Genomic DNA, 25753 nt, shown 5'->3' on the forward strand with positions numbered 1-25753 from the left:
TTGTGTCCCGTCGCCGCCGGAGTGCGTCCCGACCGTGCTGGTGCCGTGCGTTCCGTCGACGCCGACCGTGTCGGCTCCGCTGGTCACGGCGGCGGTGCCCGCGCAGGCTGCGGTGAGCCCGCCGTCGCTGAGCCCGGTCGCCTCGGTGCTGCCCGAGACGGGTGCGCCCACCGGCCTCGTGGGTGAGGCCGCTCTCGCGGCGCTGGCGCTCCTCGCCGGAGCCGCCCTGGTCGCCCTGACGAGGTCGAGGCGACTGGACTCCTGAGCCGGCTGGCGGCCGGTGGGGGCTCCCGGACTTTGCCCCCACCGACCGCCTGCCGTCAGCGCCTGGTGATCTGCGGGTGCGGTCGGAGGCCGGCCATGCCGCCATCGACCGCCAGCACCGCGCCGACCGTCGACGCGGCCGCGGGGCCGGCCAAGTAGGCGACCGCGCCCGCGACCTCCTGCGGCGTGACGAGCCGCTGGTGCGGCTGCCGCGCCTCGAGCCGCACGCGCTCCACGTCGGGCTCGTCGGCACTCGCGAGGAGGCGTTCGACGAAGGGCGTGTCGACGGTGCCGGGGTTGACGCCGTTGACGCGCACCCCGTCGCGCACGTGGTCGGCCGCCATCGCCAGCGTCAGCGCCTGCACCGCTCCCTTGGACGCCGAGTAGAGCGCCCGGTTCGGGAGCCCGGCGGACGCGGCGATCGACCCCACGTTGACGATCGCGGCCGCGGGGGAGCGCCGCAGGTACGGCAGCGCGGCGCGGCTGACCCGTACGACGCCGAGGACGTTCACCTCGAGGACGGCCCGCCACTGGTCGTCGGAGTTGTCCTCGACGGTCCCCGTGGCCCCGATGCCGGCGTTGTTGACCACGACGTCGAGCCGGCCGTGGTCGGCGACGACCTGGTCGACCGCACGTCGTACGGCGGCGTCGTCGGTGACGTCGACCGCGAACCCGTGCGTGCCGTCGGGCGCCCCGGCCGGGTCGAGGTCGAGGACGGCGACGGTCGCGCCCCGGTCGTGCAGCTCCTGCGCGATCGCGGCACCGATGCCGGACGCCCCTCCGGTCACGATCGCGACGAGCCCGTCGTACTCGCCGGCCGGAGCCGACGTCACGACGCAGCCTCCCAGGCCAGGCACTCCTGCCGCTGCCGGCCGAGTCCGTCGATCTCGACCTCGACCACGTCCCCCGGCTCGAGGTAGGGGAACCGCCCCGACAACGCCACCCCCTCGGGCGTTCCGGTGAGGACCAGGTCGCCCGGGTCCAGGGTCATGAACTGGCTCAGGTGGTGGACCAGCTGCGCGACGTCGAACAGCTGGTCGGCGGTGCTGGAGTCCTGGCGCGGCTCGCCGTTGACGAACGACCGCAGCCCCAGGTGCTGGGCGTCCACCTCGTCCGGCGTGACCAGCCACGGCCCGAGCGGCGTGAACCCGGGGGCGCACTTCCCCTTGCTCCACTGGCCGGCCGACAGCTCGAGCTGGAACGCGCGCTCGGAGAGGTCGTCGGCCAGCACGTAGCCACCGATGCAGGCGAGCGCGGCCGCCGGTGAGTCGAGGTACGACGCCGTCCGGCCGATGACCACCCCGAGCTCGACCTCGTAGTCGGTCTTGCGACCGCCACGCGGCAGCACGAGCGGGTCGGCGGGACCGGTCACGGTGTTCGGCGCCTTGAGGAACATGACAGGGACCTCCGGTGGAGCGGAGCCCGACTCGGCCGCGTGGGCGGCGTAGTTCATGCCGATGCCGACGATCGCCCCCGGTCGCGCGATCGGGGCTCCGACGCGCATGCCGTCCGCGTCCGGCACGAGCGGCAGGTCGCCGGCCGCCAGGGCCTCGGCGACCCGGTGGACTCCGCCGGAGGCGAGGAACGGTCCGTCGATGTCGGCGCTGACGGCTGCGATGCTGCGGACCCCGTCGGCGGTCACGACGACCGGCGTCTCCTCACCGGCAGGTCCCAGGCGTGCCAGCCTCATCGCTGCACCCGGGCACCGCCGCCGCGCACGAGCGCCTCCACCTCGGCGAGCGACGCCATCGACACGTCGCCGGGCGTCGTCATCGCGAGGGCGCCGTGCGCCGCGCCGTACTCGACCGCGGTGGCGAGGTCGAGACCCGTGAGCAGGCCGTAGGCGAGACCCGAGGCGAAGCTGTCGCCCCCGCCCACGCGGTCGAGGACGTCGAGTCCGTCGCGCTGGGTGGCGCGGACGATCCCGGTGGGCGCCGACCACGCGAGAGCACCCCAGTCGTTGGTGCTCGCGGAACGCACCGTGCGCAGCGTCGTGGCGACCACGGCGAGGTGAGGGAGGTCGGAGACGACGGTGGTGATCATGCGACCGAACGCGTCCACGTCCAGCTCGTCGAGGTCGACGCCGGCGTCGTCCACCGGGTAGCCGAGCGCAGCCGTGAAGTCCTCCTCGTTGCCGATCAGGACGTCGACGAGGCGCACCACCTCGCGGTTGACCTCCCGCGCCCGGTCGGGCCCGCCGACGCCCGCCCACAGGCTCGGCCGGTAGTTGAGGTCGTAGGACACCACGGTCCCGTGACGTCGCGCCGCCTCTGCTGCCTCCACGACGACGTCGCCCGTCGACTCCGAGAGCCCGGCGAAGATGCCGCCGGTGTGGAACCAGCGGACGCCGAGGTCGCCGAAGAGCCGGTCCCAGTCGATGTCGCCCGGCCGCAGCTGCGAGGTCGCGGTGTGCCCGCGGTCGGAGATGCCGAGCGCACCGCGTACGCCGAAGCCGCGCTCGGTGAAGTTGAGGCCGTTGCGGACCGTGCGGCCGATCCCGTCGTACGGCACCCACCTGATCCAGGAGGTGTCGACGCCGCCGGTGAGCACCAGGTCCTCGACGAGCCGGCCCACGTCGTTGTCGGCGAGCGCGGTGACGACGGCGGTGCGCAGGCCGAAGCAGCGACGCAGGCCACGGGCGACGTTGTACTCGCCGCCGCCCTCGCGGACGTCGAAGCGTCGCGCCGTGCGGACGCGGCCCTCGCCCGGGTCGAGGCGCAGCATCACCTCGCCCAGCGCGACCGCGTCGAACGCGCACTCCGACGCGGGGCGGACCGGCAGCACCGTCATCGTTCGTGAGCCTCCCTCGTGCGCCGGACCGTGGCCACGGCCTCGCTGGTGAGCTGGGTGATCCGCTCGAAGTCACCGGCGGCGAGGAGGTCGGGCGCGACCATCCAGCTGCCACCGACGGCGAGCACCGAGGGGACCTCGACGTAGTCCGGTAGCGAAGCGGCCGTGATGCCCCCGGTGGGGACGAACCGCACCTGCGGGAACGGCGCCGACAGCGCCCGGACGACGCCCGGACCGCCGATCGCTGCAGCCGGGAAGAGCTTCACGATCTCGATGCCGTGCTCGAGCGCCGTCTGGACCTCCGTCGCGGTGGCGACTCCCGGGATGCACGGCACGCCCTGAGCCTCGCACTCCTTGACGACCGTCGGGCTGAAGCCCGGAGAAACGAGGTACCGCGCCCCGGCCGCGACCGCGGCCTTGACCTGGTCGGCCCGCAGGACCGTCCCCGCGCCGGCGAGGATCGTGGGATCCTCCGCGATCACGCGCAGGGCCTCGAGGGCGGCGCCGGTCCGCAGGGTCACCTCGACGGTGAGGAGGCCGCCGGACCGGAGGGCGTCGGCGAGCGGAGCCGCGCGCGCCGCCGAGTCGATCACGACGACCGGCACGAGACCGGGACCGCCGAGCTCCGCGGCGAGGTCGATCATCGGCCGAGCCACCCGCCGTCGACCGCGAGGACCGTGCCGTGCACGTAGTCCGACGCCCGGCTCGCCAGGAACACCACGGCACCGTGCAGGTCGTCGGGCGACCCCCAGCGGCCGGCCGGGATCCGCTCGACGATCGCGCGGTTGCGTTCGGCGTCCGCCCTGAGGGCAGCGGTGTTGTCGGTCGCGATGTAGCCCGGTGCGATCGCGTTCACGTTCACGCCGTGCGGCGCCCACTCGTTGGCGAGCGCGCGCGTGAGACCGGCGATACCGCTCTTGGCTGCCGTGTAGCCCGGCACGGTGATCCCGCCCTGGAAGCTCAGCAACGAGGCGGTGAAGATGATCTTGCCCCTCCGTCGCTCGAGCATCGTGCGGCCGACCTCACGCGCCAGGACGAACGGGCTGGTGAGGTCGACCTGGAGAACGCGCTGCCAGTCGGCGTCGGAGTGCTCGGCCGCCGGAGCCCGCGCGATCGTGCCCGCGTTGTTGACCAGGATGTCGACGGGGCGGTCGAGCGCGACCAGCCGCGCCGCGAGGGCGTCGACCGCCTCCGGGTCGGCGAGGTCGGCACCGATGCCGGTGAACGTGCGGCCGCACCGGCGTACGGCGTCCTCGACCTCGCTGCCTCCGTCGCCGAGCGAGGCGCTCACGCCGACGACGTCCGCGCCCGCCCCCGCGAGCGCGACGGCCATGCCGAGCCCGATGCCGCGGCTCGCGCCGGTCACGACGGCGAGCGACCCGGTCAGGTCGAAGAGGCCGCTCACGAGACGTCCCCGCACCGGACGAGGATCTTCATGACCTCACCGCCCGCGGCGAGCTCGTCGAACGCCGCGGCGGCGGACTCGAGCGGTTGGACGCGGGAGATCAGGGCATCGGCCGCGACGTGACCGGCGGCGAGCAGAGCGACGGCGCGCTCGAAGTCGGAGCGCTCGTAGACCCGGGCGCCGAGGATCGAGAGCTCCCGCCAGAAGACCTGGTGCAGGTCGACCGTGCGCGGCTGGGCATGGATCCCGACCTGCACCATCCGGCCCCGTGGGCCGAGGCACGCGAGCGCCACCTCCATGCCGGGCTGGGTGCCGGAGACCTCGAAGGAGGCTCCGACCGGACCGCCCTGCGACCAGCCGCGCAGGCGGTCGCCGACGTCACCGTCGGTCGGGTCGAGCGTCGCCAGCCCGAGACCCTCCGCGACCGACCTCCGGTAGCCGTTGACCTCGAGGACGACCACGTCGGCCCCGTCGGCCGCGGCCACGCTCGCGATGAGGATGCCGACCGGTCCGCCGCCCACGACCACGACGCGCTCGCCGGGCCGGAGATCGGCGCGGCGCACGTCGTGGACCGCGACCGCGGTCGGCTCGACCAGCGCGCCGTGCGCGAGCTCGAGCGCGGGCGGCAGGTGGACGAGGACGTCGCTCGGCACCGTCCAGAGCTGCTGCATCGACCCCGGGGAGTCGATCCCCATGAAGTCGAGCCGCTCGCAGATGTGCTGGTGGCCGGACGTGCAGGCCGAGCAGGACCCGCACCACCGCAGCGGCATCACCGTGACCGCGTCGCCGGGGTGCCAGTCGTGCACGTCCGGCCCGCACGCCACCACCCGACCGGACATCTCGTGCCCGACGACGGCGGGGAGGTCGACCCGGGCGTCCATGTCGCCGTGCCGGATGTGCAGGTCGGTGCCGCAGATGCCGGTGTAGGCGACGGCGACCTGGACCTCGCCCGGCCCCGGCGGCGCGGCCTCGACCGTGGCCACCTCGATGCCGCGGTCGCCGACGTAGCGGGCGGCCAGCATCAGGTCCTCCATGCCGGGCCACCCGGGTACTCGTGCTCGTCCAGGCTCGCCGCCAGCATCTCGCCGCTGAAGCCCGGCATCGTCGGTACGACGTACCGGCCGGCCTCGACGACCGCGGGGTCCACGAAGTGCTCGTGGAGGTGGTCGACGTACTCGATGAACCGGCCGTCCTGCGAGCCGCTCACGGCGACGTAGTCGAACATCGACAGGTGCCGGACCAGCTCGCACAGCCCGACGCCACCGGCGTGCGGGCAGACCGGGACGCCGAACTTCGCCGCGAGCAGCAGGATCGCGATGTTCTCGCCGACCCCGCCCACGCGGCAGGCGTCGATCTGGACCACGTCGACCGCGCCGGCCTGCAGGAGCTGCTTGAACATCACCCGGTTGTGCACGTGCTCACCGGTCGCGACCCGCAGTGGCGCGACCGCCTCGCGGACCCGGGCGTGACCGAGGACGTCGTCGGTGCTGGTCGGCTCCTCGATCCAGTAGGGGCGGAACTCCGCGAGCTTCCCGAGCCAGGTGATCGCGTCCGGCACGTCCCACCGCTGGTTGGCGTCGACGGCGATCTCGATCTCGGACCCCACGGCCGCGCGCGCGACGGAGAGCCGGCGCACGTCGTCCTCCAGGGCGGCGCCGACCTTGAGCTTGATCAGCCGGTAGCCGTCGTGCACGGCCTCCGCGGCCAGGCGCGCGAGCTTCTCGTCGTCGTACCCGAGCCAGCCCGGTGTCGTCGTGTACGCCGGGTAGCCGTCCCGCCGCAGCAGCGCCTCGCGCTCGGCCCGGCCGGGCTCGGCCTGGCGCAGCAGGGCGGTCGCCTCCGCCGGTGAGAGCACGTCGGTGAGGTAGGTGAAGTCGACGAGGCCGACCAGCTCCTCCGGGGTCAGGTCGGAGAGCAGCTTCCACAGCGGCTTGCCCTCGCGCTTGGCCCGCAGGTCCCACAGCGCGTTGATCACCGCGCCGCACGCCATGTGGATCACGCCCTTCTCCGGGCCGAGCCAGCGCAGCTGGGGATCCCCGGTCAGCTCGCGGGCGAACGAGCCGAGGTCGCCGAGCACCTCCTCGACCTCGCGTCCGAGCAACCACGGCTCGAGCGCGCGGATCGCGGCGACCTCGATGTCGTTGCCCCGACCGGTCGTGAAGACGAACGCGTGGCCCTCCAGCCCGTCGTCGGCGTCGGTCGCCACGACGACGTACGCCGCGGAGTAGTCCGGCTCGGGGTTCATCGCGTCCGAGCCGTCCAGCGAGCGTGACGTGGGGAACCGGATGTCCCGGGGCCGCATCGCCACGAATCGCGCCATCGTCTCGGCCTTCCGGTTGGTCCACGGCTCCTCGCCGCGGCGAGCCTACGAGCAGGATTCATCCGATGTCAATGCACGATCGCTGGACCAATCTCGCGTCTATGCGCTCGTCGCTCCGCTGGGCTCGCGAAGATTGGGCCTAGACATAGGATGTCTTCGGGTTTAGAGTCCGGACGCACGACAGCCTGCGAGTGTTGCGATCCGAGGAGGCCGCACGGTGCAACCCCGACTCAGCGGTGTGGAGCCCATGGAGATCGACGACCCCGCAGGACCCGAGCGTTCAGAGCAGGCGGACCCGACGCGGGTCCACCACGACACCGAGCCGGCGCCTGCGGTCCCGCCCGGCCGCCTGTACGCCGTGCAGGCAGCCCTCGTCCTCCTGCGCCTGGGCCCGGTGCTGATCCTCGCTGTGCTCGTGCTGGTGCTCTCCGCCTCGTCGCCCTACTTCGCGACCACGCAGAACCTCGGCAACGTGCTCGCCCAGTCCGCGGTCATCGCGATCCTGGCGGTCGGACAGCTGCTCGTGATCCTCACGCGCGGCATCGACCTCTCCGTGGGCTCGACGCTCGCGCTCGCAGCCGTGGTGGGGGCGCTCGTCTTCGAGTCGCGAGGCGGTGGGGTCCTCACCATCTGCGTGATGCTGCTCGCCGGCGCGGCCGTCGGCGCGGTGAACGGGCTCGTCTACGTGTTCGGCCGACTGCCGCACCCGTTCATCATCACGCTGGCCACGCTGAGCATCGCGCGTGGTCTGGCGCTCAGCCTGTCCCACGGCCAGCCCATCTCGGGCATGCCCCACGTCGTCGACACCGTCGGGGGCGGCTCGATCGGCTGGCTGCCGTACTCCAGCTTCCTGGTGGCCTTCGTCGCGATCGTCGTCACGCTCTTCCTCACCCGGGTGGTCTGGGGCCGCTGGATCTACGCGGTCGGCGGCAACCCCGAGGGCGCCCGGCGCCTCGGCATCCCGCGGTCCTGGGTGCTGGTGTCGGTGTACGTGTGCAGCGGCCTGCTCGCCGGCATTGCCGCCGTGGTCACCGCGGGCCGGCTCAACGCGGGGTCACCGACCTTCGGGCAGCTGGCCGAGCTCGACTCGATCGCCGCGGTGGTGATCGGGGGTGCCAGCTTCCTGGGCGGTCGCGGTCACGTCGGGCACGCCCTCGTCGGCGCCCTGATGATCGGCGTCATCCGCAACGGGATGAACCTGCTCAACATCGAGGCGTCGCGACAGCTGATCGTGATCGGCGTCGTGATCGTGCTCGCGGTCGAGTCCGACGTCGTCCGGGGCCGGCTGGAGGAACGCTTCCGCGCGTTGAAGGCGGCCGGCGCGTGAGCGCGGCAGCGGTGCCCGGCCTGGCCGTCCGGGGTGCGAGCAAGACCTTCGGAGCGGTCGTCGCCCTCGACCGCGTCGACCTCGAGGTCCAGCACGGCGAGGTGCTCGCGCTGCTCGGCGACAACGGCGCGGGCAAGTCCACGCTGATCAAGTGCATCAGCGGGGTCCACCGGCTCGACGCCGGCTCGATCGAGGTCGACGGGCAGGAGGTCGCGATGACGAGTCCGGCCGTCGCCCGCGCCGCCGGCATCGAGACCGTCTACCAGGACCTCGCGCTCTTCGACAACCTCGACCCCACGGGCAACTTCTACGCGGGCCGCGAGCTCGCCGGCCCGTCGTGGATGCCCCGCGGCCTGCGCTGGATGAGGCGAGCCGACATGGCGCGGTCCGCTGCGGAGATCGTCGACCGGCTCCAGGTGAGCCTGCCTGCACGGTCGGCGACCGTGGGCATGATGTCCGGCGGCCAGCGCCAGGCGATCGCGGTCGCGCGGTCGAGTGCGTTCGCCTCGAAGGTGGTCATCCTCGACGAACCCACGGCCGCGCTCGGAGTGCGCGAGTCGCGGCAGGTGCTCGACCTGATCATGCGCCTGCGCGACCACGGCTGTGCGGTGATCGTGATCTCGCACGCGATGGACCACGTCATCGAGATCGCCGACCGGGCGGTCGTGATGAGGCGCGGTCGCGCGGTGGGCGAGGAGATCCCTCGGCCCGAGAACCGCGCGCGCATCGTCTCCCTCATCGTCGGAGGTGACGACTGATCCCAACCGTCCGTCCCTCAGCCGTCGCGTGACCTCGGGTTGGCGTGGCGCGCCCCCGACACGTACCTCTCCGACCTAGGAGCACCGATGAACAGACAGCGGCGACTACTCGCCACGGCATTGCTGTCGGCGGCCCTGCTGGTGGCAGGCTGCTCGAACGGCGACTCGAACAAGACCGGCTCGACCTCCAGCGGAAGCAAGGTCGTCAAGATCGGCTTCATCACGAAGTTCCCCGTCGACTTCTACGACACGATGGTCGACGCCGCCAAGGCGTGGGACAAGTCCGAGCCGGGCGCCGAGGTCGTGTTCGCGCAAGGCTCCAGCGGCACCGACGACGAGGGCGAGATCGCCGCGATCCAGTCGATGGTCAGCCAGGGCGTGAAGGCCATCGCCATCACGCCGACCAGCCCCAACGTGAAGGACGCGCTGCAGCAGGCGGTCGACAAGGGGATCAAGGTCGTGCTCGTCGACAACGACATTCCCGACTGGTCGGGCAAGTCCGCCGTGGTCGCGACCGACAACCTCGCCGGCGGCAAGCTCGCCGGGCAGTGGCTCGCGCAGAACATGACCGCAGGCGGCAAGATCGCGATCCTGCAGGGCGTGCTGGGCAACCCGTCGCTGCAGGCGCGCGTCGACGGCATGGTCGAGGCCCTCGGGGACGCCGCCACGGTCGTCGCCAAGTCGCCGACGGACTGCGACCAGACCAAGGGCCTCAACGCGGCGCAGGACATCCTCACCGCGCACCCGGACATCACCGCGGTGTACGGCGCCTGCGGTCCGCCGATCACCGGAGCGCTCCAGGCGATCAAGTCGGCGGGCAAGGAGGGCAAGCTCCTCGTGGTCGGGTTCGACGCCTCGCCCGACGAGCTGACCGCGATCAAGGGCGGCACCGAGTCGGCGTCGGTCGCCCAGTTCCCCGACAAGATGGGCACCCTGGGCGCCAAGACGGCCTTCGACGCGGCCATGGGCAAGACGGTCGACGCGAAGATCGACACCGGTACCGAGATGGTGACCAAGGACAACGTCGACCAGTTCAAGTGAACATCGTGAGGGAGGGACGCCACTCTGCCACCGTGGTGTCCCTCCCTCGCTCCCCGTCGCCAAGGAGCGCCGATGCACGTGCCCGGGACCATCGACAGCCATGTCCACTTCTGGGACCCCGGTCGCCTCGACTACCCCTGGCTCGCCGGTGAGCCCGACCTGAGCAGACGCTTCGTCCCCGACGACCTCGACACCGGTGGCGTCGCCCTCGAGGGGCTCGTGTTCGTCCAGGCCGACTGTCGCGCGGAGCAGGCCGCGGACGAGGTCGCCTGGGTGCGCAGCCTGGTCGAGGGAGGGACGCCTGTGCTGGGCATCGTCGCCCACGCTCCCCTCGAGACGGGGAGTGCGTGCCGAGCCGTGCTCGCGACGTACGCCGCCGACCCGCTCGTCGTCGGCGTCCGCCGGCTGGTGCAGGACGAGCCGGCCGGCTTCGCGCTCTGCCCGGAGTTCGTGGAGGCCGTCCGCCTCCTCCCGGACTTCGGGCTGAGCCTCGACCTGTGCATCCGTGCGCACCAGCTGGGGGAGGTCACCCGACTCGTCGAGATGTGCCCGGAGGTCACCTTCGTGCTCGACCACCTCGGGAAGCCGCCGGTCACGGGCGGTGACCTCGGACCGTGGACGGACGACCTCGTCCGCCTCGCCGAGCTCCCGCACGTGGCGTGCAAGCTGTCCGGCCTCGCCTCCGAGGCCAACCCGCCCGCCCGGACGTCGCGGGTGCTGCTCCCGTACCTGGAGCACGCACTCGAGACCTTCGGGCCGGACCGGTGCCTGTTCGGCAGCGACTGGCCGGTGTCGAGGCCGGTGGTGGACTATCGGGCGTGGCACGACCTCGTGGTCGCCGCCTGCGCGAGATGGGGTGCCGACGGGCGGGCCGAGGTCCTGAGCGGGAACGCCCGGAGGATCTACGGTCTACCCACCCAGGAAGGGGGTTGAACGCGTGGCACTCACCGACGAGGCGATCCTCCGGATCAAGGAGATGATCGTGAGCGGGGCGCTCAAGCCCGGCGACAAGCTGCCCCGCGAGAGCGACCTCGCCGATGAGCTGGGGCTGTCGCGGAACTCCCTGCGCGAGGCGGTCCGTGCGCTGACGCTGATCAACATCCTCGACGTGCGGCAGGGCGACGGCACCTACGTCACCAGCCTGGACCCCAACCTGCTCCTCGACGCGCTGACCTTCGTCGTGGACTTCCACCGCGACGACAGCGTGCTCGAGTTCCTCCGGGTGCGCCGGATCCTGGAGCCGGAGGCGGCCGCCATGGCGGCCGTGCGGGTCGAGCCCGACGAGGTCGCGGCGATGCAGGAGGTGATCGACGCATCGACCCCGGAGTCCACTCCCGAGCAGCTGCTCGAGCTCGACATCACCTTCCACCGGCTCGTCGCGGGCGCCTCGGGCAACTCGGTGCTCGCGTCGCTGATCGAGGGCCTCTCAGGGCCGACGAACCGCGCCCGGATCTGGCGCGGGCACACCCAGGCGGGCGCTCACGAGCGCACGGTGCGCGAGCACCAGGCGATCCTCGACGCCCTGGCCGTGCACGAGCCCGACGTGGCACACGCGGCGATGGTCACCCATGTGGCCGGTGTCGAGAACTGGCTCAAGACGGTCCGATGAGCAGCGGCGGACGTCAGCGCTGGAGCCGGTCGGGCTCCCCGGGACCGCCTCGCCGCACGACCCAGGCCTCGGTGATGTGCGTGAACATCGCCTGGGCGGCGCCTTCCGGGTCGTGGTCCGCGATCCGGAGGTAGACGTTGCGGTGGCCGCGGTTCGACGCCACGCACAGGTCGGGCCGGATCTCGCCGACGTAGCGGGCGGTGTTCACGACCTGGCTCTCCAGGGCCCTCACCACGGCCCGCGCGATGCGGTTGCCGGACGCGCGCATGATCGTGTCGTGGAACGCGCGGTCCTTGACCGCGTACGCCGTGGGGTCGTTCACCAGCGTGTCCATGGCGTCGACGAGCTCCTCCAGCTGCGCGACCACCTCGGCCTCGGCCAGACGTGCCGCGACATGGGCCATGTCGGACTCGAGGATGCGTCGCGTGACGACGAGGTCGTCGAGGACCTCGAGCCCGTTGTCCTCCGCGACGGTCGCGGTGAGCACCAGCTCGTCGAGCATGTTCCAGGTTGCGTCGGGGTTCACGACGGTCCCGGAGCCACGGCGTACCTGGACCAGACCTTTCTCCTGGAGCATCTTGACCGCTTCGCGGACCACGGTCCGGCTGACCGAGTAGCTCTCGCACAGCGCCGGCTCGGACGGCATCGCGGTCCCCGGCGGGTAGTCGCCGCGGACGATGCGCTGGACGAGCTCGCCCGCGAGCGCGTTCGCGAGGTTCGCGGGTCGCCGAGCCCAGTCCGGGAGCCCCTCGGCGCCCCCCGCAACCGGTCCTGCACTGGTCATCCTGGTCCTCCGTCGTCGCCGGCTGCCCGCTGTCCTGGCCCCGCTGTCGGCTCATCGTACCCGACTGACGATTGACATCACACGTCATACAACTTATGTTTCCGGAAACCTCGATGGTCGTGCTGTCCGAGCCACGGCCCCTGTCTGGGAGTGAGAGCGATGAAACAGCGACGTCTCTGGCCCGCCGTCGTAGTGACGGCGCTGGCCTTCGTGAGTGCCTGCGGCGGCTCCTCCGGAAGCGGTTCGGCCAAGGACGGCATCACCGTCTGGGTCGACGCGGCGCGGCTGCCCGCGGCGCAGGCCTACGCGAAGGCCCACCCGGACAAGAAGGTCCACGTCGTGACCTTCGACGGCGACGGCAACGGCGCGACCACGCTGCAGACGAAGATCCAGCTGTGGAACCGGTCCGGGAAGGGCTGGCCCGACGTGATCTTCAGCGAGCAGGCCAACGACCCGGTCTGGATGGCGAAGGCGCCCTTCGACTTCGCGGCGCCCCTGGAGAAGCTGATCCCCGAGAACGTCCGCAGCCAGTGGCCGCAGACGTCCACCGCCCAGTGCACGGTCGGCGGCAAGCAGGTCTGCCTCCAGGACAACCTCGCCCAGGTCGTGCTGTGGGTGAACAAAAAGCAGATGGAGGCCTTCGGCTACACGGTCCCGACCACCTGGCAGGACTGGGCGGCCCTGGGCGAGAAGGTGGCCAAGGAGCACCCCGGCTACATCGTCGGGAACATCGGGGACTCGTTCAGCCACTGGATCTACCTGTGGGGCAACCAGTGCCCGCTCCAGCAGCTCGAGGGCGACAAGGTCAAGATCGACCCGACCGACGACCACTGCACGCGCGCAGCCGCCTTGTTCGACCCGCTCATCAAGAACGGCACGCTGCCGCCGCTGAGCGTGTTCACCCCGGACTTCGCCAAGAAGTACGGCGGCGCCCAGGACAAGGTGCTGCTGATGCCGGGGCCGTCCTGGTACGCGCAGGCGGTCTTCGACCAGGCGCTGCACGTGCCGGCCGGCGAGATGACCGCGGCGAACCCGCTGCAGTGGGGGAGCGAGTCGCCCGTCACGACCGGCCAGGTCGGCGGTGGTCCGTGGATCATCTCCAAGCACAGCAAGAACTCCGCCGCCGCGGCGGACTTCGTCACCTGGGTGACGACCGTCTTCAACCCGACGGGCAAGGACGCCCGGCCCGGCTACCCGGCGTACGCGCCGCTGGCCGAGAAGTGGCTCCAGGCGCTGGCGTCGAACCCGTACTTCGCGGCGGACCCGACGCCGGCGCTCAAGACGGCTGCCGACCAGGTCTGGGCCGGATGGAACCTGGTGACCTACCCGGACCAGCCGGTCTGGTCGGACAAGGTCGTCACCAAGATGGTCGCGGGGGACTCGCTGAGCTCGCTGCTCCCAACCCTTGGCAGCGCTCTCGGCGACGCGGCCAAGGCGGCCGGGTACTCAGTTGTCGGGAACTGAGCCGACCGGCTCCACACCCGTGCGGGTCGCGCGCTCCCGCGGCCTGCACGGGTGGCGGGGCTTCGCCTTCGTCGTCCCCTACCTGATCGTCCTCGTCGCCTTCGGCATCCTGCCGGTGCTGTACGCCGTCAAGCTCGCCTTCACCACCGACGGTGGCGGCTGGGCCGGCTTCCGGAACTTCACCCACAGCGCCGGCGACTACCGGTTCATGTCGGCGCTGGGGCACGTCCTGGTGTTCACCAGCGTGTGGCTCAGCCTGCTCATCGTCTTCGTCGTCACCCTCGCGCTGCTGCTGCACGGTCGAGCGAGCCGGAGCTCGGCGGCGTACCGGTTCCTCTACTACATCCCGGGGGCGCTGGCCGGCGCCGCCTCCGTCCTCGTCTGGCTGTTCATGCTCGATCCCTCGGTGAGCCCGGGCTCGTTCTTCGTCCACCACGTCCTCGGCGCCCACCTGTTCGTGGAGTCGATCGCGCCCGGCAAGCTGCCGCTGATCTTCGCGATGATCGCGTTCTGGACCGGGGCCGGTGGCTGGGTCGTGGTCATGTACGGCGCCCTGAACACGATCCCGCAGGAGCTCGAGGACGCCGCGCGCATCGACGGCGCCGGTCCGTTGACGCTCGCGCTGCGGATCAAGCTCCCGCTGATCCGCAAGTGGATCGCCTACATGGTGATCCTGTCCTTCGCGACCGGGACGCAGCTGTTCGTCGAGCCGCAGCTGGTGAACCAGGCCAGCCTCGGCATGGTCCCGGACACCTGGTCGTCGAACCAGCTGGCCTACCAGCTCGCGTTCCGGTACGCCGACTTCAACTCCGCCGCGGCGATCTCCGTCGACCTGCTGGCGATCGGCCTCCTGGGCGCCGTCGTGATCATCTCCCGCACCGGCCTGTTCAAGGTGGAGAGCTGATGGCCCTCCTGCTGCGCGGCGCACGGGTCGCGGTGCTCGCGGCGTTCGGAGTCTTCTTCGTGGGCCCGCTCCTGTGGCTCGTGCTCGCGCCGACCAAGAGTGACCACGAGCTGGTCTCCCGCGGACCGTTCACGTTCGGCAGCATCCACCACGTCGCGCTCGCGTGGAAGCACCTCTACGCGTTCAGCGACCACATCTACCTGACCTGGATCGGCAACTCGCTGCTGTACGCCGTGACCGCCACCGCGATCGTGCTCGTGACGGCGATCCCGGCGGGCTACTGCCTGGCCCTCGGGAGCTTCCCGGGTCGCCGGCTCGTGCTCACCCTGACCCTGGTCGTGATGATGATGCCCGCGGCTGCGCTCGTGCTCCCGATCTTCCTGGAGCTCAATGCGCTCCACCTGATCGGGAGCGTGCTGTCGGTGATCCTGCCGTTCGCGTTCTTCCCGTTCGGGGTGAACCTCGCCTACATCTACTACTCGACCGCCCTTCCCCGTGAGCTGCTCGACGCCGCTCGCGTCGACGGCTGCGGCGAGTGGGGCACCTTCCGCCGCGTCGCACTCCCGCTGGCGAAGCCGGTCGTCGCGCTCGTGCTGTTCTTCAGCTTCGTGTCGGACTGGAACAACTTCTTCCTGCCCTACACCGTGCTCGGCGACTCCAAGCAGTACCCGATCCAGGTCGGGCTCTCGACGTTGCTGTCCTCCACGCCGTCGTTCAACCCAGCAGTCGGCGGCGGTGGTCAGCAGGTCGGCATCTTCCGGCCCGAGCTCGCGCTCGCGACGCTGGTCGCCGTGGTCCCGGTCGCGATCGTGTTCATGCTCTCCCAGCGCTCCCTGGTGCGCGGGCTGGTCGGCGGCGGGGTGAAGGAATGAGGATCACCGGCTACCGCATGCTCACGACCGTCCACGAGTGGGGCCGGCCCGTCGGCGACGCCAATGGTGTCTTCGAGGACGGCCGCATCCCCGTGCCCCTGGTCCTCGTCGACACCGACGAGGGGGTCACGGGCGTCGGCCTCGGATCCCACGAGGGCCTCGCGACGGTGTTCCCGGCGATCGAGGGTGAGGACCCGCGCGCGACGACGGCGCTGTACGACCGGATGCTGCGCCACGTCTTCAAGGCGGGCCACGCCGGGGCGGTCTTCGGCACGATCGGTGCCCTCGACACGGCGCTGTGGGACATCAAGGCGCAGCTGGCCGGTCAGCCGTTGTGGCGCCTCCTCGGCGGTCTCGACCGGGCCGTCCCCGCCTACGCGTCGGGGCTGGACATCGCGTTGTCGCACGAGCAGCTCGCCTCGGCGTACCGCACCTATGCCGAGCGCGGGCTGCGGGTCGCGAAGCTCAAGGGCGGGCTGGACGTCGACGAGGACCGCGCCCGGCTGCAGCTCGTCCGCGACGTGCTGGCCGAGGTCCTGCCCGGCTCACGACCCGGCCTCATGCTCGACGCCAACGAGGCGTGGGCGCCCAAGCAGGCGGTCCGGTACGTCGCGCGGCTCGAGCAGAGCCTCGACCTGATCTGGGTCGAGGAGCCGGTGCGCCGATGGGACGCGGACGGGATGGTCGCGGTCGGTCGTGGGGTGCGCGCGTCGGTCGCCGGCGGGGAGAACCTCACGGGTCTCGAGCAGTTCCGGCCGCTGCTGGCGGCGAGGGCGCTGGACGTCGTCCAGACCGCGGCCGGCTGGGGGGTCACCCACTTCCTGCGGGTGGCGGCGCTGGCGCACGCCCACGACCTGCCGGTCAGCCCGATCGGGACGACCCCCATCGGCCTGCTCCACGCGGCCACGGCCGTGCCCAACCACATGGTCAGCGAGCTCCAGGACCTGGCGCCGCCGGTGGGCCTCGCGCTCGACCTCGACGTGGAGGACGGACGCTTCGTGCTCGGGGACGCCCCGGGCCTGGGTGTCACGGTCGACGAGGCGGCGATCTCCGCCGTCGAGGTCCGGGACGACGCGCCGCTCCGGGCCGGTCCGCACATCCGTCCGGACCGGGCGGGCAGGCGGCTCGACTCCGAGCCGCCGCAGTGATCGCCTCGCGCCCGCTGCCGTGCGGACTCACGCTCACCGAGCTGGGGTTCGGCGGGGCCCCGATCGGCAACCTGTACGACGCCGTCGACGACGACACCGCCGCGGGAGCGGTGCGGGCAGCCTGGGACGCGGGCATCCGGTACTTCGACACCGCACCGCACTACGGACTCGGGCTCTCGGAGCGACGACTCGGGGAGGCGCTCCGCGAGCAGCGCCGCGACGACGTCGTGGTCTCGACCAAGGTGGGCCGGTGGCTGGAGCCCACGGAGGAAGAGGGCGGGCAGGACCCCGAGGGCTTCGTCGTCCCGGCGACGCACCGCCGGGTCTGGGACTTCAGCCGTGACGGCGTGCTGCGCTCGATCGAGGCGAGCCTCGAGCGTCTCGGCCTCGACCGCATCGACCTCGTCCTGGTCCACGACCCGGACGACCATGTCCGCGAGGCGCTCGAGGAGGCCGCGCCCACGCTGTCGCAGCTGCGGTCCGAGGGGGTGATCCGCGGCTACGGGGTGGGGATGAACCACGCACCGGCGCTGGCGCGGTTCGTGCGCGAGACCGACCTGGACGTCGCCATGGTGGCCGGCCGGTACACCCTGCTGGACCAGACGGCCGCCGACGACCTCTTCCCGCTCGCTCGCGAGCGAGGGGTCGGCATCGTCAACGCAGGCATCTTCAACTCCGGCCTGCTGGCCCGTCCTCGGCCCGCTGCGGACGCGCCGTACTCCTACCGTCCGGCCGCGCCGGAGGTGCTCGACCGCGCGCTGCGGATCGCGCGCGTCTGCGAGGAGCTCGGTGTCGACCTCCCGACGGCCGCGGTCGCGTTCGCGCGTCGGCACCCGGCGGTGACGAGCGTCGTCGTCGGCCTGCGGACACCGGCGGAGGTGCACGAGCTCGTCGGCCGCGCGGAGTCACCGGTGCCGGAGGAGCTGTGGACAGCGCTCGAGGAGGACGACGTCGTCGCAGCGCCGTGACCGACTCGCCAATTTTCATGGAAAAGTCCGCGTTTAATCACCGGAGCAGGTAACGTCCGCCTCGTCGCCGACAGGTGGAGGACACCTCTCTCGGAGTCGGCGCCGTGGGGGACTTCTGCATGCGTCGCTCCTGCGCGCCTCGACATCACTGTCCGACGCACGCAATCTCGATGGAGCTCACATGCACACACCTCTTGGTCGTCGCGTCGGCGTGCTCGCCGCCGGCAGCCTGGTCCTGTCCGGGCTGGGTCTCGGTGGCGCGTTCGCCGCCGACCCCCAGCAGAACTCGACCGTCGTCGGTTCTTCGGCGTGGTACACCCAGGCGTACGAGAACTTCAACACCGGCGGCTACCTGACGCCGCAGCAGGCCGACGTGACGGGTCCGCAGCGCGCGCCGTACGGGACCAGCAGCCACCGGATCACCATCGGTGAGTCCTCGGCCCAGACGGAGCTGTACCGGACCGACGCCTACGACGGCGTGGCCGTCGGCGACCTGACCCGGCTGGAGTACTCCGAGCTGGCGCGCACCACCCTCGCGGGCGGTGCGGACCGGCAGGCCGCTTACCTGCGCCTGAGCGTGGACAACGACGGCACGGACGGCACCGACAGCATCGACGCCAGCCTGTTCTTCTTCCCCGCCAACAACGGCACCGTGGTCAACGGCCAGTGGCAGAGCTGGGACGTCGCCAACGGCACCCTCAACATCGACGGCGACGGCGGTGCGACCACGACCCTCGCGGACTACGCGAACGCCCACCCGAACGCCGTGCTGGTCAACGCGCCGTTCGACCAGACCCACGACGCGGGCGCGCTCGCGCTGATCGCCGGCGGTGCCCTCGGCGGCCCCACCGACCCGCAGACCAACGGCGAGTACTTCGTCGACCGCGTGGTCGTCGGCAACGCCGGGCAGGACACCCTCTACGACTTCGGCGGTGGTTCGGAGGTCAACGGGGGTACCACCGACCTCACCGTCGACCCGGCCCACGACCAGGGCTGGAAGCACCAGGCCTACGACAACGTCGACTACCTCACCTCGGACCAGGCGCTGGTCGACGGCCCCGGCGTGCCTCCGCTCGGCGAGGGCAGCCTGCGGTTCACGCTCCTTTCGACGGAGAATCCCGACCGGGTCGAGCTGTTCCGCACCACCCAGTACGACGACACCTTCGTCCGCGACCTGCGCACGCTCACGTTCAGCACCTTCGCTCGCGGGAACGCCGGCAACGTGACGCCGCAGCAGCCGGCGTACCTGAGGCTCAGCGTCGACAACGACGGCGACGGCACGATGGACAACACGCTGTACTTCTACCCGGCGAACAACGGTGCGGTGCAGCAGGCCACGTGGCAGACCTGGTCGGCCGCCGGCGGGCTGTGGAACGTGGACAGCGACACCGGCGTTGCCGGCGCGATCACCCTGTCGGACTACGTGGTCGCGCACCCGGACGCGAAGATCGTCGTCAACGGTGACGCGGGCTTCCCGAACCAGCCGCAGGGCGGGGTCGCGTTCCTCGTCGGCGGTGGCGGTGCGAGCCAGATGAACGGCTCGTACTACCTCGACGACATCACGATCGGGAAGGTCGACGCGGCCACCGGTCACACGGCCACGAGCAAGCGCTTCGACCTCGAGCCGACCGCCCCGACCCTCACCATCGGTGACGCCTCGGTCGCCGAGGGCAACAGCGGAGCCACGCTGACGTTCCCCGTGACCCTGAGCCGGCCCGTCGTCCGCGCGGTCACCGCGCACTACGCCACCGGCAACGACTCGGCGAAGGCCGGCGACGACTACCGGGCGACGTCGGGGACCCTGACCATCCCGGCCGGCTCGACCACCGGAACCGTCAGTGTCCCGGTCGTGTCTGACCGGGTGCATGAGGCTTCGGAGACCATGCACGTCAGCCTGACCACGCCGGTCGGCGCCACCGTCGCCGACGGCACGGGTGTGGGGACGATCCTCGATGACGACACCGCGGTGGGCCTGGGCCTCCGCCAGGCCCGGCACCACCGGGTGCGCGTCGTCGTCTCGACGTCGCCCGTGGCCGCGGGCGCGCCCGTGACCGTGTACCGCGTGCTGAGGTCGGGGGCCAAGCAGCTCCTGGCCACGAACCTCGACGCGAACGGTCGTCTCTCGGTGCGCCTGGCCGGTCACTACCGCCCCGGCACGCGCGTCACGATGGTGGCGAAGGTGCAGACCGCGAACGGTCCGTACCGCTCGCTGCGGGTGCACCTGACCGTTCGATGAGAGCGCGTCTGCATCCATGACACCCAGTGGGGGTGGGCCCGCCCCGGCCCACCCCCACTGGCGTCGTGGACCTGGCACGCCCGCGGACCGCTCCTCCTGAGCAGCTGGTGAGCGTGACGGGCTTCCGACAAGGGCGGCGCGGTCAGGACTTCGGGTCGAGACCGTCGAGCTCGACCCGGGTCGGCGGGTTGGCGCCCTGGCGCGAGACGGTGATCGCGGCCGCCCGCGTCGCACGCGCCAGGACCTCTCTCCACGCGTCCAGAGGCAAGGAACGCAGCGCCTCACGGTTCTCCGCGCCGAGCAGTCCGCGCAGGCGAAGTCCGTCCAGCATCGCCGCGCAGAAGGAATCGCCGGCACCGATGGTGTCCGCCACGGTCACCGGCTCGGCGACGCACTCGATCCGACCGCCGGGGGTGTAGCAGGCGGCCCCGCCGGCGCCGCGGGTCTCGACCACAGCACCGGCGCCCAGGTCGAGCAGGTGTCGTGCGGAGCTCGCGGCCTCTCGACCCGGGTAGAGCGCGACCAGGTCCTCGTCGGAGGCCTTGACGACGTCACTGGCCGCCGCGAGCGACTCGACCTGTCGCACCAGCTCCGCGGTGACTCCGGTGGCCGCTGGTCGTGCGTTGACGTCGTAGCTGATCGTCGCCGTCGCGGCCAGCCGAGCGACCGTCTCGGCCACGACGAGGCACCCCGGCTCGAGCACCGCAGCGAGCGAGCCTGTGTGCACGAGCACCGGTTCCTCGGACGGGAGCGGCGGCGTCAGCTGGCCGCCGATGTCGAAGAGGTACGTCGCCGCGCCCGCCTCGTCGATCGTCGCCACCGCCGAGGAGGTGTGGCCCAGCACGTGCGGGTCGCCGGCGAAGCCGACGCCGGCCAGCTCGAAATGCTTGTCCAGCAGCCGGCCCAGCCGGTCGCCGGAGTACGCCGTGCCGAGCTCGACGGTTGCCCCCAGCCGGGCGAGCGCGACCGCCACGTTGGCCGGGCTGCCGCCCGGGTGCTCCTCGATCGAGCCGTCACTCCTCTTCACGACGTCGACGAGGGACTCGCCGACGACCAGGATCAGGCGGGGAGGGTCGGTCATGGGCGCAGCACGCTCTCAAGTCGTGGAAACGAGGTCAGGTCGCCGGCACGGGCCGGTCAGCGCTGCGGCTTGACCGCGAGGACCGGGCAGTCGGCCTCGAGGAGCACCTGTTGCGCCGTGCTTCCGGTGAACAGCTTGCCGACCGGCGAGCGCCGGCGGATGCCGATGACGATCCGGCTCGCGTCGTGCGCCGAGGCGGCAAGGAGGATCTCGTCGGCCGCGGACAGGCCGTTGGTCGGCTGGAGCACCAGGTGGTCGATCCCAGCCTCAGTCAGCTGGGTGTCGATCGCGTCGAGATCCTGGGGGGTCGCGAAGCTCGGGCCTGCGTAGTTCCCGAGCTCACCTGTGTTGACGACGACGAGCTTCTCGCCCGTCCGACCGACCTCCTCGATCGCGTGGCTCAGGGCGGCGAGGCCGTCCGGGGTCGGGAGGTAGCCGACGACAACAGTCATGAGGACACCTCCGTCATCCCGCGCGGCCGGGCGTCTCGGCCAGGGTGGTGGCGCCGGTCATGATCGCCACCGCCTCGGACATCGTGTGCGACTGCGGTGTGATGACTCCCGCCGAGGCGCCGAGTCGCTGGATGTGGATCCGGTCCGCCACCTCGAACACGTTGGGCATGTTGTGGCTGATCAGGATCACGGGCAGTCCGCGGTTCTTGACCTCCTCGATCATCTTCAGGACCTGCCCGGTCTCCTTGACGCCGAGCGCCGCGGTGGGCTCGTCGAGGATCACCAGCTTGGTGGCGAACATCGCCGACCGTGCCACGGCGACCGCCTGACGCTGACCACCCGAGAGGGTCTCCACCGCCTGGGACATGTTCTGGATCGTGCCGATCCCGAGGTCGGACATCGAGGTGCCGGCGTTGTCCCGCATCGCCTTCTTGTCGAGCATCCGCAGCACCGACCCGAGGGGACCCTTGCGGCGGAACTCCCGACCGAGGTAGAGGTTGCTGGTGATGTCCAGGGCCGGGGCGACCGCGAGGGTCTGGTAGACCGTCTCGATCCCGGCGTCGCGTGCATCCTGAGGCCGCTTGAAGTGCACCGGCTGACCGTCCAGCAGCATCTCTCCGGCATCGGGGGTGTAGGCCCCGGTGAGGCACTTGATCAGGGTCGACTTGCCGGCTCCGTTGTCGCCGATGATCGCGAGCACCTCGCCCGGGAACAGCTGCAGGTCGACGCCGTCCAGGCCGACGACACGTCCGAAGGTCTTCACCAGCGATCGGGCTTCGAGGACCGGCTGCCGGGTGTCCGCCGGAGGGACCGGAGCGGGGGCGCTTCCGTGTGCGAGCTGAGTCATGCCCTTACCTTCCTGATCCACTGGTCCACCGCGACAGCGGCGATCACCAGGACGCCGATGGCCAGCACGCGGTACTGGTCGTCGACCCCGGCGAGGGAGAGTCCGCTGCGGAAGACGCCGACGATGACGGCGCCCAGGAGGGAGCCGACGACGAGGCCGCGCCCACCGAAGAGGCTCGTGCCGCCGATGACGACGGCCGTGATGCTCTCCAGGTTGGCATCGGTCAGCGCGTTGGGGCTGGCCGAGCCAGCCCGCCCGATGAGGATCCACGCGGTGATCCCGTAGATGAGTCCGGCCACGGTGTAGACCGAGAGAAGGACGCGGTTGACCCTGATGCCGACCAGTCGCGCTGCCTCGGCGTCGTCACCCACGGCGTACACGTGCTTGCCCCAGCCGGTCTGGCTCAGGGCGAACGCGGTGATGGCGTACAGGACGAGGACGAGTACGACGCCCACGGTGATCCGGAACTGGCCGACCGCGAAGGTCGTGCCGGTCCAGTTGACGACGGCCGGCATGCTCGCTGCCTCGACGCTCTGTCCCTTGGAGTAGAGCAGGCCGAGCGCCGTGAACACGCTCAAGGTGCCGAGGGTGACGATGAACGGTGGCAGCTTGATCCGGGTCACCAGCAGGCCGTTGACCAGCCCCGCGAGCGTGCCCACCGCGATGCCGACGATGATCGCCGGGATCCCGGGCATCCCGTGGTCCATCGACAGCTTGGCCATGATCATCATCGAGAGGATGGCGATCGCGCCGACGGACAGGTCGATGCCCGCGGTGAGGATGATCAGGGTCTGGCCGATCGCCAGCGCCGCGACGACCGCGACCTGCTGGAAGACGAGCGAGAGTGACTGGGGATCGGCGAACCGCGAGTTGACGATCGTGAAGACGACCGACGCGGCGATGAGCACGAGGACGGGGCTGATCGTGGGGTACGCGTGCAGGACCTGCTGGACGCGTTGGACCGGTGACTGCCGGCGAGCAGCGAACGTGTCCGCGGCAGTCGCGGGCTGATGCGTGGCAGTGGTCACCACGACCTCCTTGGTGGGAGTGGCATGAGTGGTTGCTGAGCATGGGCCGGGCAACAGGCGCGCCGGCCGGGCTCGCCGGGTCGGCCGTCCCCTTCTGCGAGTGTCGCAGGTGGGAGACCGACCCGGTGAGCGTCGTGCCGCGAGATCAGCCGACCGTGCCCCAGCAGATCTTGCTGCCGGCGTCGCTGGTGATGCTCGGGACACCCTGGGCCGGGTTGTCCGTGACCAGGGCCTCGCCGGTGTCGAAGAAGTCCAGACCAGGCGAGGTCTGCGGCTTGGCGCCACCCTTCGCGATCTTCGCGATCGCCTCCACGCCGAGCTGGGCCATCTTCACCGGGTACTGCTGCGCGGTCGCCGCGATCACTCCCGACTTGACCATGCTCACGCCCAGGCAGCCGCCGTCGACGGACACAATCGTGGCCGTCTTGCCGACCGCCTTGAGCGCCTCGCTGGCACCGATGCCCGCCGGCTCGTTGATCGAGTAGACGAGGTTGATGTCGGGGTTCTTCGCGAGGCAGCGCTCCATCGCCGTCTTGCCGTCGGGCTGGGCGCCGTTGGTGGGCTCGTTGCAGACGATCTTGTAGGTGCCGCCGCTGTAGCTGCCGGTCGGGGCTTCGTCGCCGTTCTTGGTCTTGTCCTTCACGTCGATGCCCATGCCGGACAGGAAGCCCTGGTCACGGTTGTAGTCGACCGACACGACCTTGTCGTTGAACAGGTCCAGCATGGCGATCACGGCGGGCTTGCCGGCCATGTGGGCGGCAGCCCACTTGCCGATCAGCTCGCCCGCCTTGAAGTTGTCGGTGGCGAAGGTGATGTCGACCGTGTCCGCCGGGTCGGGGGGCGTGTCGAGCGCGATGACGAAGAGACCGGCGTCACGGGCCTTCTTGATCGCCGAGTTGACCCCGGGTCCGTTGGGTGTGATCAGGATGCCGTCCTGGCCCTTCGCGATGGCGTTCTCGATCAGCGTGATCTGACCCTGCTCGTCACCGTCCTGCTTGCCGGCGCCGACGCTCAGGTCGACGCCGTTCTTCGCCGCGGCCTCCTTGGCGCCCTTCTGCATGGCGACGAAGAAGGGGTTGATGGAGTCCTTGGTGATCAGCGAGACGGAGACCTTGCCGCTGCCGGAGCCGGACTTGTCGCTGCTGCCGCACGCGGCCGTGAAGCACAACGCGGCCAGGACCGCGGTCAGCGCGACCGCGCGTCGGAGCACGGTGTGTGGGCGGGTGGAAGACGCCATGATTCCTACCTTCTCGGGGGTTGTCTCTCCGCCGGTCCACCGGCGGACTGTCGCCTAACAAGACAACGTTGTCATTGAGAAGTACGTCACAACGCCCTGGCTCTGTCAACCCCTTGAGACTCATCTGGTACGTTCTGCCGGACAACGTTGTCTGAGCCTTCGGACGGGGGTACTCCTGATGCGGATGCGGGCGACGATGAAGGACGTGGCGGCGCTGTCGGGAGTCAGCCTGAAGACGGTGTCCCGGGTGGTCAACGGTGAGCCAGGCGTCTCCGAGGAGCTGATCCAGCGGGTCCAGAGCGCCGTCGCGCAGCTCGACTACCGGCACAACCTCGCGGCCAGCAACCTGCGTCGCGGGCATCGGACCGGGAGCATCGGCGTACTGCTCCACGACCTGCGCAACCCGTTCTCGGCCACCCTGCTGCGCGCGATCGAGGACCGCGCGCGTCCGGCAGGCGTCGCGGTGCTGTCGTCCAGCCTCGACGATCTCCAGGAACGCGAGGCGCTGATGGCCGGCGCGATGGTCTCGCGACGCGTGGACGGCCTCGTCCTGATGCCGACCGGTGACGACCAGAGCTACCTGTTCTCCGACATCCGCGCCGGGCTCGCCGTCGTGGCCGTCGACCGACCTGCACGTGGTGTGGACGTGGACACCGTCGTCGTCGACAACGCCGGCGCCGCCCAGCAGGCAGTGGCCGAGCTGGCGGCGCTCGGGCACCGCCGCATCGCGTGCCTCTCTGACAGCGAGCAGATCTGGACCGCCCGCGAACGGCGTCGCGGCTACCTCAAGGGGATGGCCGCAGCGGGTCTCGAGCCCGACGAGCGGATGGTGGTCGCCAACCTGCGCTCCTCGCTGGAGGCGACGCAGGCAACCCTCGAGCTGCTCGACAGCGCGGAACCGCCGACGGCGATCTTCGCCGCCCGCAACGACCTGACCGTCGGTGTCGTACGCGCCCTACGGCAGCGAGGGCTGCAGCGCGCCGTGGCTCTGATCGGCTTCGACGACTTCCCGATGGCCGACCTCCTGGAGCCGGCGGTCACGGTCATCGCCCAGGACCTGGAGGCCCTGGGTGCCCGTGCTGCCGACCTGCTGTTCGCCCGGATGCAGCAGGGATCCGCACCCTCGCAGCACGTGGAGGTGGCGACGACGCTGGTCCTGCGTGAGTCCGGCGCCATTCCTCCGGCGGCGTCTCGTTAGTACACGCTCGTCCGCAGGCC

The 25753-nt window shown here is 71.1% G+C and carries 26 protein-coding genes; 13 read left to right on the plus strand and 13 right to left on the minus strand.

All coding sequences use genetic code 11. The annotated features are described in order from the left end of the window. The coding region (locus EFL26_RS24310) for a hypothetical protein (RefSeq protein WP_221176998.1) at positions 1 to 265 on the plus strand (265 nt) is incomplete at its 5' end. Positions 266 to 320: 55 nt separating this feature from the next. Here EFL26_RS24310 and EFL26_RS16160 read toward each other — a convergent pair. From EFL26_RS16160 to EFL26_RS16190, 7 genes are read right to left on the minus strand one after another with little or no spacing between them, the layout of a single operon-like run. Further along, positions 321 to 1097 (minus strand): SDR family NAD(P)-dependent oxidoreductase, encoded by a 777-nt coding sequence (locus tag EFL26_RS16160; RefSeq protein ID WP_123223948.1) that lies wholly within the window; start codon positions 1095 to 1097, stop codon positions 321 to 323. Further along, on the minus strand, positions 1094 to 1954 hold the full coding sequence (locus tag EFL26_RS16165) for a fumarylacetoacetate hydrolase family protein (protein ID WP_123223949.1): 861 nt from the start codon (positions 1952 to 1954) through the stop codon (positions 1094 to 1096). The genes EFL26_RS16160 and EFL26_RS16165 overlap by 4 nt, the downstream gene beginning before the upstream one ends. Further along, a complete protein-coding gene (locus EFL26_RS16170) occupies positions 1951 to 3054 on the minus strand; it encodes a sugar kinase (RefSeq protein WP_123223950.1) in 1104 nt (367 codons plus the stop codon). Before EFL26_RS16170 ends, EFL26_RS16165 begins: the two co-directional genes overlap by 4 nt. Continuing rightward, positions 3051 to 3698 carry a bifunctional 4-hydroxy-2-oxoglutarate aldolase/2-dehydro-3-deoxy-phosphogluconate aldolase gene (eda, locus tag EFL26_RS16175; protein WP_123224135.1) on the minus strand — a complete coding sequence of 216 codons (648 nt, stop codon included), beginning with the start codon at positions 3696 to 3698 and terminating at the stop codon, positions 3051 to 3053. Before eda ends, EFL26_RS16170 begins: the two co-directional genes overlap by 4 nt. Beyond that, the gene (kduD, locus tag EFL26_RS16180; protein ID WP_281273803.1) at positions 3695 to 4474 is read right to left on the minus strand and encodes a 2-dehydro-3-deoxy-D-gluconate 5-dehydrogenase KduD; all 780 of its coding nucleotides are present in this window, start codon (positions 4472 to 4474) and stop codon (positions 3695 to 3697) included. The genes eda and kduD overlap by 4 nt, the downstream gene beginning before the upstream one ends. Next, the gene (locus tag EFL26_RS16185; RefSeq protein ID WP_246000233.1) at positions 4456 to 5493 is read right to left on the minus strand and encodes a zinc-dependent alcohol dehydrogenase; all 1038 of its coding nucleotides are present in this window, start codon (positions 5491 to 5493) and stop codon (positions 4456 to 4458) included. Before EFL26_RS16185 ends, kduD begins: the two co-directional genes overlap by 19 nt. Then, positions 5481 to 6779, minus strand: coding sequence for an enolase C-terminal domain-like protein (locus EFL26_RS16190; RefSeq protein WP_123223952.1), 1299 nt, complete (start codon positions 6777 to 6779; stop codon positions 5481 to 5483). The genes EFL26_RS16185 and EFL26_RS16190 overlap by 13 nt, the downstream gene beginning before the upstream one ends. A gap of 247 nt (positions 6780 to 7026) precedes the next feature. On the opposite strand from EFL26_RS16190, the gene EFL26_RS16195 reads away from it, so the two are divergent. From EFL26_RS16195 to EFL26_RS16215, 5 genes are all read left to right on the plus strand, one after another. Continuing rightward, on the plus strand, positions 7027 to 8106 hold the full coding sequence (locus EFL26_RS16195) for an ABC transporter permease (protein WP_183408237.1): 1080 nt from the start codon (positions 7027 to 7029) through the stop codon (positions 8104 to 8106). Continuing rightward, positions 8103 to 8864: an ATP-binding cassette domain-containing protein gene (locus EFL26_RS16200; RefSeq protein ID WP_123223953.1), complete on the plus strand. Its 762-nt coding sequence runs from the start codon at positions 8103 to 8105 to the stop codon at positions 8862 to 8864. The genes EFL26_RS16195 and EFL26_RS16200 overlap by 4 nt, the downstream gene beginning before the upstream one ends. 87 nt (positions 8865 to 8951) lie before the next feature. Beyond that, positions 8952 to 9905 (plus strand): sugar ABC transporter substrate-binding protein, encoded by a 954-nt coding sequence (locus tag EFL26_RS16205; protein WP_123223954.1) that lies wholly within the window; start codon positions 8952 to 8954, stop codon positions 9903 to 9905. Positions 9906 to 9977: 72 nt separating this feature from the next. Then, positions 9978 to 10838 carry an amidohydrolase family protein gene (locus EFL26_RS16210; RefSeq protein WP_123223955.1) on the plus strand — a complete coding sequence of 287 codons (861 nt, stop codon included), beginning with the start codon at positions 9978 to 9980 and terminating at the stop codon, positions 10836 to 10838. 4 nt (positions 10839 to 10842) lie between these two features. Next, positions 10843 to 11514, plus strand: coding sequence for a FadR/GntR family transcriptional regulator (locus EFL26_RS16215; protein WP_123223956.1), 672 nt, complete (start codon positions 10843 to 10845; stop codon positions 11512 to 11514). Positions 11515 to 11527: 13 nt separating this feature from the next. Here EFL26_RS16215 and EFL26_RS16220 read toward each other — a convergent pair whose 3' ends face one another. Continuing rightward, positions 11528 to 12298, minus strand: coding sequence for a FadR/GntR family transcriptional regulator (locus EFL26_RS16220; protein ID WP_123223957.1), 771 nt, complete (start codon positions 12296 to 12298; stop codon positions 11528 to 11530). Positions 12299 to 12457: 159 nt separating this feature from the next. Here EFL26_RS16220 and EFL26_RS16225 point away from each other — a divergent pair, with 159 nt between their 5' ends. The 6 genes from EFL26_RS16225 to EFL26_RS16250 all read left to right on the plus strand — a co-directional run bounded on the left by EFL26_RS16225 (position 12458) and on the right by EFL26_RS16250 (position 19890). Beyond that, entirely contained in the window at positions 12458 to 13762 is a 1305-nt protein-coding gene (locus EFL26_RS16225; protein WP_123223958.1) for an ABC transporter substrate-binding protein, read from the plus strand. After that, positions 13749 to 14666, plus strand: coding sequence for a carbohydrate ABC transporter permease (locus tag EFL26_RS16230; RefSeq protein ID WP_221176999.1), 918 nt, complete (start codon positions 13749 to 13751; stop codon positions 14664 to 14666). The genes EFL26_RS16225 and EFL26_RS16230 overlap by 14 nt, the downstream gene beginning before the upstream one ends. Continuing rightward, a complete protein-coding gene (locus tag EFL26_RS16235; RefSeq protein ID WP_123223959.1) occupies positions 14666 to 15538 on the plus strand; it encodes a carbohydrate ABC transporter permease in 873 nt (290 codons plus the stop codon). The genes EFL26_RS16230 and EFL26_RS16235 overlap by 1 nt, the downstream gene beginning before the upstream one ends. Next, positions 15535 to 16686, plus strand: a complete 1152-nt coding sequence (locus EFL26_RS16240; RefSeq protein ID WP_123223960.1) for a mandelate racemase/muconate lactonizing enzyme family protein — start codon at positions 15535 to 15537, stop codon at positions 16684 to 16686. Before EFL26_RS16235 ends, EFL26_RS16240 begins: the two co-directional genes overlap by 4 nt. After that, positions 16683 to 17654 carry an aldo/keto reductase gene (locus tag EFL26_RS16245; protein WP_123223961.1) on the plus strand — a complete coding sequence of 324 codons (972 nt, stop codon included), beginning with the start codon at positions 16683 to 16685 and terminating at the stop codon, positions 17652 to 17654. Before EFL26_RS16240 ends, EFL26_RS16245 begins: the two co-directional genes overlap by 4 nt. A 181-nt stretch (positions 17655 to 17835) precedes the next feature. Next, positions 17836 to 19890, plus strand: coding sequence for a Calx-beta domain-containing protein (locus tag EFL26_RS16250; RefSeq protein WP_148046743.1), 2055 nt, complete (start codon positions 17836 to 17838; stop codon positions 19888 to 19890). Positions 19891 to 20032: 142 nt separating this feature from the next. On the opposite strand, the gene EFL26_RS16255 is transcribed toward EFL26_RS16250, so the two are convergent. From EFL26_RS16255 to EFL26_RS16275, 5 genes are all read right to left on the minus strand, one after another. Next, positions 20033 to 20971, minus strand: a complete 939-nt coding sequence (locus EFL26_RS16255) for a PfkB family carbohydrate kinase (RefSeq protein WP_246000234.1) — start codon at positions 20969 to 20971, stop codon at positions 20033 to 20035. 56 nt (positions 20972 to 21027) lie between these two features. After that, positions 21028 to 21423: a universal stress protein gene (locus EFL26_RS16260; RefSeq protein WP_123223963.1), complete on the minus strand. Its 396-nt coding sequence runs from the start codon at positions 21421 to 21423 to the stop codon at positions 21028 to 21030. A 13-nt stretch (positions 21424 to 21436) separates the two neighbouring features. After that, positions 21437 to 22270, minus strand: a complete 834-nt coding sequence (locus EFL26_RS16265; protein ID WP_123223964.1) for an ATP-binding cassette domain-containing protein — start codon at positions 22268 to 22270, stop codon at positions 21437 to 21439. Then, positions 22267 to 23298 carry an ABC transporter permease gene (locus EFL26_RS16270; protein WP_221177000.1) on the minus strand — a complete coding sequence of 344 codons (1032 nt, stop codon included), beginning with the start codon at positions 23296 to 23298 and terminating at the stop codon, positions 22267 to 22269. Before EFL26_RS16270 ends, EFL26_RS16265 begins: the two co-directional genes overlap by 4 nt. A 145-nt stretch (positions 23299 to 23443) precedes the next feature. After that, the gene (locus EFL26_RS16275) at positions 23444 to 24535 is read right to left on the minus strand and encodes a substrate-binding domain-containing protein (RefSeq protein ID WP_123223966.1); all 1092 of its coding nucleotides are present in this window, start codon (positions 24533 to 24535) and stop codon (positions 23444 to 23446) included. Between the two features lie 196 nt (positions 24536 to 24731). Between EFL26_RS16275 and EFL26_RS16280 the strand changes: the two genes are divergently transcribed. After that, a complete protein-coding gene (locus EFL26_RS16280) occupies positions 24732 to 25733 on the plus strand; it encodes a LacI family DNA-binding transcriptional regulator (RefSeq protein WP_221177001.1) in 1002 nt (333 codons plus the stop codon). Positions 25734 to 25753: the final 20 nt, after the last annotated feature.

Origin of the sequence: Nocardioides pocheonensis (assembly GCF_003725535.1) — a bacterium.
Taxonomy (GTDB): Bacteria; Actinomycetota; Actinomycetes; order Propionibacteriales; family Nocardioidaceae; genus Marmoricola; species Marmoricola pocheonensis.

Bases quoted from the DNA above. Each gene is read 5' to 3' on its own strand.
- EFL26_RS16165 (WP_123223949.1), bottom strand. From the start codon at position 1,954: ATGAGGCTGGCACGCCTGGGACCTGCCGGTGAGGAGACGCCGGTCGTC.
- EFL26_RS16170 (WP_123223950.1), bottom strand. From the start codon at position 3,054: ATGACGGTGCTGCCGGTCCGCCCCGCGTCGGAGTGCGCGTTCGACGCG.
- eda (WP_123224135.1), bottom strand. From the start codon at position 3,698: ATGATCGACCTCGCCGCGGAGCTCGGCGGTCCCGGTCTCGTGCCGGTC.
- EFL26_RS16185 (WP_246000233.1), bottom strand. From the start codon at position 5,493: ATGGAGGACCTGATGCTGGCCGCCCGCTACGTCGGCGACCGCGGCATC.
- EFL26_RS16190 (WP_123223952.1), bottom strand. From the start codon at position 6,779: ATGGCGCGATTCGTGGCGATGCGGCCCCGGGACATCCGGTTCCCCACG.
- EFL26_RS16195 (WP_183408237.1), top strand. From the start codon at position 7,027: ATGGAGATCGACGACCCCGCAGGACCCGAGCGTTCAGAGCAGGCGGAC.
- EFL26_RS16205 (WP_123223954.1), top strand. From the start codon at position 8,952: ATGAACAGACAGCGGCGACTACTCGCCACGGCATTGCTGTCGGCGGCC.
- EFL26_RS16210 (WP_123223955.1), top strand. From the start codon at position 9,978: ATGCACGTGCCCGGGACCATCGACAGCCATGTCCACTTCTGGGACCCC.
- EFL26_RS16220 (WP_123223957.1), bottom strand. From the start codon at position 12,298: ATGACCAGTGCAGGACCGGTTGCGGGGGGCGCCGAGGGGCTCCCGGAC.
- EFL26_RS16225 (WP_123223958.1), top strand. From the start codon at position 12,458: ATGAAACAGCGACGTCTCTGGCCCGCCGTCGTAGTGACGGCGCTGGCC.
- EFL26_RS16235 (WP_123223959.1), top strand. From the start codon at position 14,666: ATGGCCCTCCTGCTGCGCGGCGCACGGGTCGCGGTGCTCGCGGCGTTC.
- EFL26_RS16240 (WP_123223960.1), top strand. From the start codon at position 15,535: ATGAGGATCACCGGCTACCGCATGCTCACGACCGTCCACGAGTGGGGC.
- EFL26_RS16250 (WP_148046743.1), top strand. From the start codon at position 17,836: ATGCACACACCTCTTGGTCGTCGCGTCGGCGTGCTCGCCGCCGGCAGC.
- EFL26_RS16255 (WP_246000234.1), bottom strand. From the start codon at position 20,971: ATGACCGACCCTCCCCGCCTGATCCTGGTCGTCGGCGAGTCCCTCGTC.
- EFL26_RS16260 (WP_123223963.1), bottom strand. From the start codon at position 21,423: ATGACTGTTGTCGTCGGCTACCTCCCGACCCCGGACGGCCTCGCCGCC.
- EFL26_RS16265 (WP_123223964.1), bottom strand. From the start codon at position 22,270: ATGACTCAGCTCGCACACGGAAGCGCCCCCGCTCCGGTCCCTCCGGCG.
- EFL26_RS16275 (WP_123223966.1), bottom strand. From the start codon at position 24,535: ATGGCGTCTTCCACCCGCCCACACACCGTGCTCCGACGCGCGGTCGCG.
- EFL26_RS16280 (WP_221177001.1), top strand. From the start codon at position 24,732: ATGAAGGACGTGGCGGCGCTGTCGGGAGTCAGCCTGAAGACGGTGTCC.